This window comes from Burkholderia sp. Ac-20344 (assembly GCF_017104975.1).
Classification (GTDB): domain Bacteria; phylum Pseudomonadota; class Gammaproteobacteria; order Burkholderiales; family Burkholderiaceae; genus Burkholderia.
Genome location: NZ_JAAGPP010000268.1, coordinates 1 through 5,492 on the forward strand (window position 1 = coordinate 1; position 5,492 = coordinate 5,492).

General features: G+C 68.2%; 4 protein-coding genes. All 4 read right to left on the minus strand.

Annotated elements, in window-relative coordinates; translation table 11 throughout:
* Positions 1-25: 25 nt before the first annotated feature.
* A complete protein-coding gene (locus G3N64_RS37880) occupies positions 26-1,588 on the minus strand; it encodes a sensor domain-containing diguanylate cyclase (protein WP_205788707.1) in 1,563 nt (520 codons plus the stop codon).
* Between the two features lie 581 nt (positions 1,589-2,169).
* Positions 2,170-4,344, minus strand: a complete 2,175-nt coding sequence (locus tag G3N64_RS37885) for a malate synthase G (RefSeq protein WP_205788708.1) — start codon at positions 4,342-4,344, stop codon at positions 2,170-2,172.
* 43 nt (positions 4,345-4,387) lie between these two features.
* Positions 4,388-4,792 (minus strand): heme-binding protein, encoded by a 405-nt coding sequence (locus G3N64_RS37890; protein ID WP_205788709.1) that lies wholly within the window; start codon positions 4,790-4,792, stop codon positions 4,388-4,390.
* Between the two features lie 20 nt (positions 4,793-4,812).
* Positions 4,813-5,492: glycolate oxidase subunit GlcF (gene glcF, locus G3N64_RS37895; protein ID WP_205788710.1), on the minus strand; the 680-nt coding region annotated here is incomplete at its 5' end.

The window sequence follows — 5,492 nt, forward strand, 5'->3', positions numbered from 1 at the left end:
TGGCGTGGTGGCCGGTCCCGGCCGCTCAGGCATGCCGCGCCGCGAGGCCGCCGGGAGCGGCCGCGTGCACGACGATGCGGTTGCGCCCGCCTTCCTTCGCGCGATACAGCGCGTCGTCGGCCAGCTTCAGCGCGGCCTGCATGTCGTCGTCGTGTTCGGGATAGCTGGTCGTCACGCCGATGCTCACCGTCAGGCGGCCGGACGTGCCGGCGTCGTGCCGGATGCCGAGATCGAGGATGCCCGTGCGGATCGTTTCGGCGATCGTCACCGCGCCGTCCGTGTCGACGTCGGGCAGCACGACCACGAATTCCTCGCCGCCGTAGCGCGCCGCGTAATCGGCCGGGCGGCGCAGGCAGCCGGCGATGCAGTGGCCGACCGCGGCGAGCGCGTCGTCGCCGGCCTGGTGCCCCTGCGTGTCGTTGTAGTGCTTGAAGTAATCGACGTCGATGAACAGCAGCGACAGCGCGTGCTGCGAGCGCGCGGCACGGCGCCATTCGCGCGCGAGCGTGACGTCGAGCATCCGGCGGTTGTCGAGGCCGGTCAGGCCGTCGGTGCGCGCGAGCGCCTGCAGTTCGGTTTCTGCGCGGTGGCGCTTGCGCAGCTGCACGTCGAGCAGCAGCGACAGGCCGACGAAGCCGATCGCGAGCGCGACCATCGCGGAGCCGATCGGAATCGCACGGTCGTACCATGCGGCGTAGGTATCGGCTTCCGAGCGCGCGACCATGATGATGAGCGGCAGGTGCTCGAGGTGCCGGAACACGTACAGGCGCCGCACGCCGTCGATCGTCGCGGTGTCGGCAAAGCTGCCTTCGTTGGCGGTCATGAACCGCCGGAACGTGCTGGCGCGGCTGATGTCGCGGCCGACGATCTTCGGGTCGTACGGCTCGCGCGCGAGCATCTTGCCGTCGGTGTTGATCAGCGCGATGGAGCCGCGATCGCCCAGGGACAGGCGGGAGAACAGGTTCTGGAAATATTCGAGCCGGATCGACATCACGGCGACCCCGCCGAACGAGCCGTCGGGCTTCGTGATCCGCCGGCTGAGCGCGACGCTCGGCGAGCCGTCGCGCAGCCGCGAGCGATACGGGGGGCTGACGTAGAGGCCGGCGTCGGGGTGGTCGCGGTGCACGACGAAGTACGGTTCATTGCCGAAGTTGGCCTTGCGCGGCACGTCGCTCTTGCCGTCGACCTCGATGTCGCCCTTCGCGTCGAGCACGTAGATGCCGCCGAGGTACTTGGCGGTCGTCGCACGGTCGAACAGCACCTGGCGGCGCAGCGGCATCGGCAGCTTGACGATCGAGGAGTCGTTCTCGCCTTCGACGACGGCCTGCAGCGACAGCGAATAGATCTCGATGTTGCGCTCGATGTCCCACGACGCCATCAGCGCAAGATTCTGCTGCATCGCGATCGAACGGTCGCGCGCATCGATGCGGCCTTCGTACAGCACGATCCCGCACAGGAGCAGCAGGACCAGCGCGATCAGCAGCCCGGTATAGAAGATCAGGTGCGGCAGCAGGAACCGGCGCAGATGAGCGGCGACACGGCTCGTCAGGCCGGATTCGCTGGGCATTGCGTAGTCGGTTTCTGCCATGGTCCGTGGATCGATGGGCATTGCCGCCGGGAGGCAGGCCGATGCGATTGTTCGTATGACGTGCCGGCGGCGATCCGTTACGCGGTCATTTCGACGCCTTCCTGCGGCCCGGCGGAGAAACTGGACGCGGATTATCGGTAATCGCGGCCAGATATACCGGTAAATCAATCATTCACTGGTGACATCTGCGCCGATTCGACGATCCGACGAATCGGGCAGCGCGAATTGAACGGAGTATAGCGCGCGCGTCCGCACCCGCGGAAAATGTTGCGGGCCGTTGATCCGGATCAAATTTCAGTGAATTCCCGGGCTTGCGAATATCGGGCAGAGCGTTCCGGCGCAAGGCTTTGCGGCATGAAGGGCCGTAGCGCGCGGCATGCAGTTGCCGATTTCATCTGGTTAACGGCAGATGCACGCGAAAAATGAAGGCAGACGATATGCGCCGATTATCCGTTTCAACGGCCGGGCGAACCCGAAAATGAAAACGGGCGGCCGTTGCGACCGCCCGTCTGGTAAAGCAGGCATAGGGACTCCCGGCTTACGGTCTCCCGGCATGCCGGGAGACCGCAGCACGCCCATGCTTATCCGCCGTGCTGTTGCGCCTTGAACGCGAGCCGGAACCGGTGCAGCAGCGGTTCGGTATAGCCGCTCGGCTGCGACGTGCCCTGCAGCGCGAGCGCGCACGCGGCCTTGAACGCGGTCGACTGGTCGTAGCCGGGCGCCATCGGGCGATAGTTCGGGTCGCCGGCGTTCTGCTGGTCGACGACGCGCGCCATCCGCTTGAACACGTCGAGCACGAATGCCTCGGTGATCACGCCGTGGCGCAGCCAGTTCGCGATGTGCTGGCTCGAGATGCGCAGCGTTGCGCGGTCTTCCATCAGGCCGACGTCGTGGATGTCGGGCACCTTCGAGCAGCCGACGCCCTGTTCGACCCAGCGCACGACGTAGCCGAGGATGCCCTGCGCGTTGTTCTCGACTTCGCTCAGGATCTCGGCCTCGCTCCACTCGGCGCGCTCGACGACCGGCACGGTCAGCAGGCCTTCGAGCAGCGTGTCGCGTTCGCTTGCATACGGCGTCTTCTCGAGTTCCTGCTGGACGGCCTGCACGTCGACGAGGTGGTAGTGCAGCGCGTGCAGCGTCGCGGCGGTCGGCGACGGCACCCACGCGGTGTTCGCGCCGGCGCGCGGATGCGCGATCTTCTGCTCGAGCATCGCGTGCATCAGGTCCGGCATCGCCCACATGCCCTTGCCGATCTGCGCGCGGCCGCGCAGGCCGGCCGACAGGCCCGCGAGCACGTTGTTGCGCTCGTACGACTGGATCCACGCCGACGACTTCATGTCGCCCTTGCGGATCATCGGGCCCGCTTCCATCGCGGTGTGCATCTCGTCGCCGGTGCGATCGAGGAAGCCGGTGTTGATGAACGCCACGCGCGCAGCGGCGGCGGCGATACACGCGGCGAGGTTCACGCTGGTGCGGCGCTCCTCGTCCATGATGCCCATCTTCAGCGTGTTGCGCGGCAGGTTGTACAGATCCTCGATGCGCGCGAACAGCGTATCGGCGAACGCGACTTCGACCGGGCCGTGCATCTTCGGCTTCACGATGTAGATCGAGCCCGTGCGCGAGTTGCGCTTCGCCTTCAGGTCGTGCAGCGCGCACAGCGTCGTGACGACGCCGTCGAGGATCCCTTCCGGAATCTCGTTGCCGTCGCGGTCGAGCACCGCGCCGTTGGTCATCAGGTGGCCGACGTTGCGCACGAACAGCAGCGAGCGGCCGTGCAGCGACAGCGTGCCGCCGGCAGGCGTGGTGTACTCGCGATCGGCGTTCAGGCGGCGCGTGAAGGTCTTGCCGCCCTTCGCGACTTCCTCGACCAGCGTGCCCTGCATCAGCCCGAGCCAGTTGCGGTAGAGCTGGACCTTGTCCTCGGCGTCGACCGCCGCGACCGAATCCTCGCAGTCGATGATCGTGCTGACCGCGGCTTCGAGCACGACGTCCTTCACGTTCGCGAGATCGGCGCGGCCGATGGGGGTCGACGCGTCGATCTGGATCTCGAGGTGCAGGCCGTTGTGCTTCAGCAGGATCGCGGACGGTGCGTCGGCCGCGCCCTGGTAGCCGACGAACAGCGCCGGCTGCGCGAGGCCCACGATCCCCTTGGCGGTTTCGACGGCGAGCTGGCCGTTCTCCACGCGGTAGCGCAGCGCGTCGCGGTGCGAGCCGCTCGTGAGCGGCGCCGCGTTGTCGAGCACGTTGCGCGCGTAGTCGATCACGCGCTGGCCGCGCGTCGGGTTGTAGGCCGCGGTGCGTTCGGCGCCGCCGTCCTCGGGCAGCGCATCGGTGCCGTACAGCGCGTCGTACAGGCTGCCCCAGCGCGCGTTCGCGGCGTTCAGCGCATAGCGCGCGTTCGACAGCGGCACGACGAGCTGCGGGCCGGCCTGCGTGGCGATCTCGCTGTCGACGTTCGCGGTGGCTGCCGCGACGTTCGACGGAACCGACACGAGGTAGCCGATCTGTTCGAGGAATGCGCGATATGCGGCGTGGTCGCGCACGGGGCCGGGGTGCGCACGGTGCCAGGTGTCGAGCTCCTGCTGCAGCCGGTCGCGCTCCGCGAGCAGCGCGCGGTTGCGCGGCGCCAGGTCGTGCACCAGGGCGGAGAAACCGCTCCAGAACGCGGCCTTGTCGATGCCGGTGCCCGGCAACGCTTCGTTTTCAATGAACTGGCTCAGCGCTGGCGCGACTTGCAGTCCTGCTTGGTCGATCATCGTTAATCCTCCCGGGGAAAAAATCGCGCGCGGCTTTGGCTGGTCATACCGCGACGCTTTGTGTGCCGGCGCGGGCGATCTGCGCGTCCTGTTCGGACTTTACGCCAGACACGCCGATCGCGCCCGCGATCCGGCCGCCGACCGTGACCGGCACGCCGCCTTCGAGCAACCCCGTCAGCGGCACGCTCAGAAACGCGGTGCGGCCACCGTTGATCATATCCTCATACGCTTTCGTCTCGCGCCGGCCGAGCGCCGCCGCGCGCGCCTTGTCCTGCGCGATAGAGGCGCTGGCCGGCGATGCGCCGTTCAGCCGCGCGAACGCGAGCAGGTGGCCGCCGTCGTCGACGACGGCGATCGACACGGCCCAGCCGTGGCGCTCCGCTTCCGCGCGGGCGGCGCCGAGCATGCGGTCGGCATCGGCGAGTTCGAGTTCGGGTTTCGTCTGCATGGCATTCCTCCGGAATCAGGTCAGTTGACGAGTGGGTTGTCGACGAGCTCGATCCAGTGGCGCACAGGCGTGCGGCCCGCGCCATTCAGGTGAGTCTGGCATCCGACGTTGGCCGTGACAATCAGGTCCGGCCGCGCGGCTTCGAGCGCGTCGAGCCGGTTGTCGCGCAGTTTCGTCGCGAGCTCGGGCTGCGTCAGCGAATACGTGCCGGCCGAGCCGCAGCACAGATGGCCGTCGGCGACATTCGTCAGATCGAGGCCGAGCCGCGTCAGGATGCGCTCGACCGCGCCGCCGAGGCGCTGCGCGTGCTGCAGCGTGCACGGGCAGTGCACCGCGATGCGGCGTGGCGTCGAACCGGCCAGCGCGTCGAGCGGCTCGGCCGCGATCACTTCGGCGAGATCGCGTGCGAGTGCGCTGACGCGCCGCGCTTTCTCCGCATAGACGGGGTCGGAGCGCAGCAGGTCGCCGTATTCCTTGACGAACGCGCCGCAGCCGCTCGCCGTCAGCACGATCGCTTCCGCGCCCGCTTCGATCGCGGGCCACCACGCGTCGATGTTGCGGCGTGCGCGGGCGAGGCCCGCATCCTGCGCGTTCAGGTGATATTCGGTCGCGCCGCAGCAGCCGGCTTCGCGCGCCGGGCTCACGCTGATGCCGAGCCGGTCGAGCACGCGCGCGGCGGCCGCATTGGTGTTCGGCGACA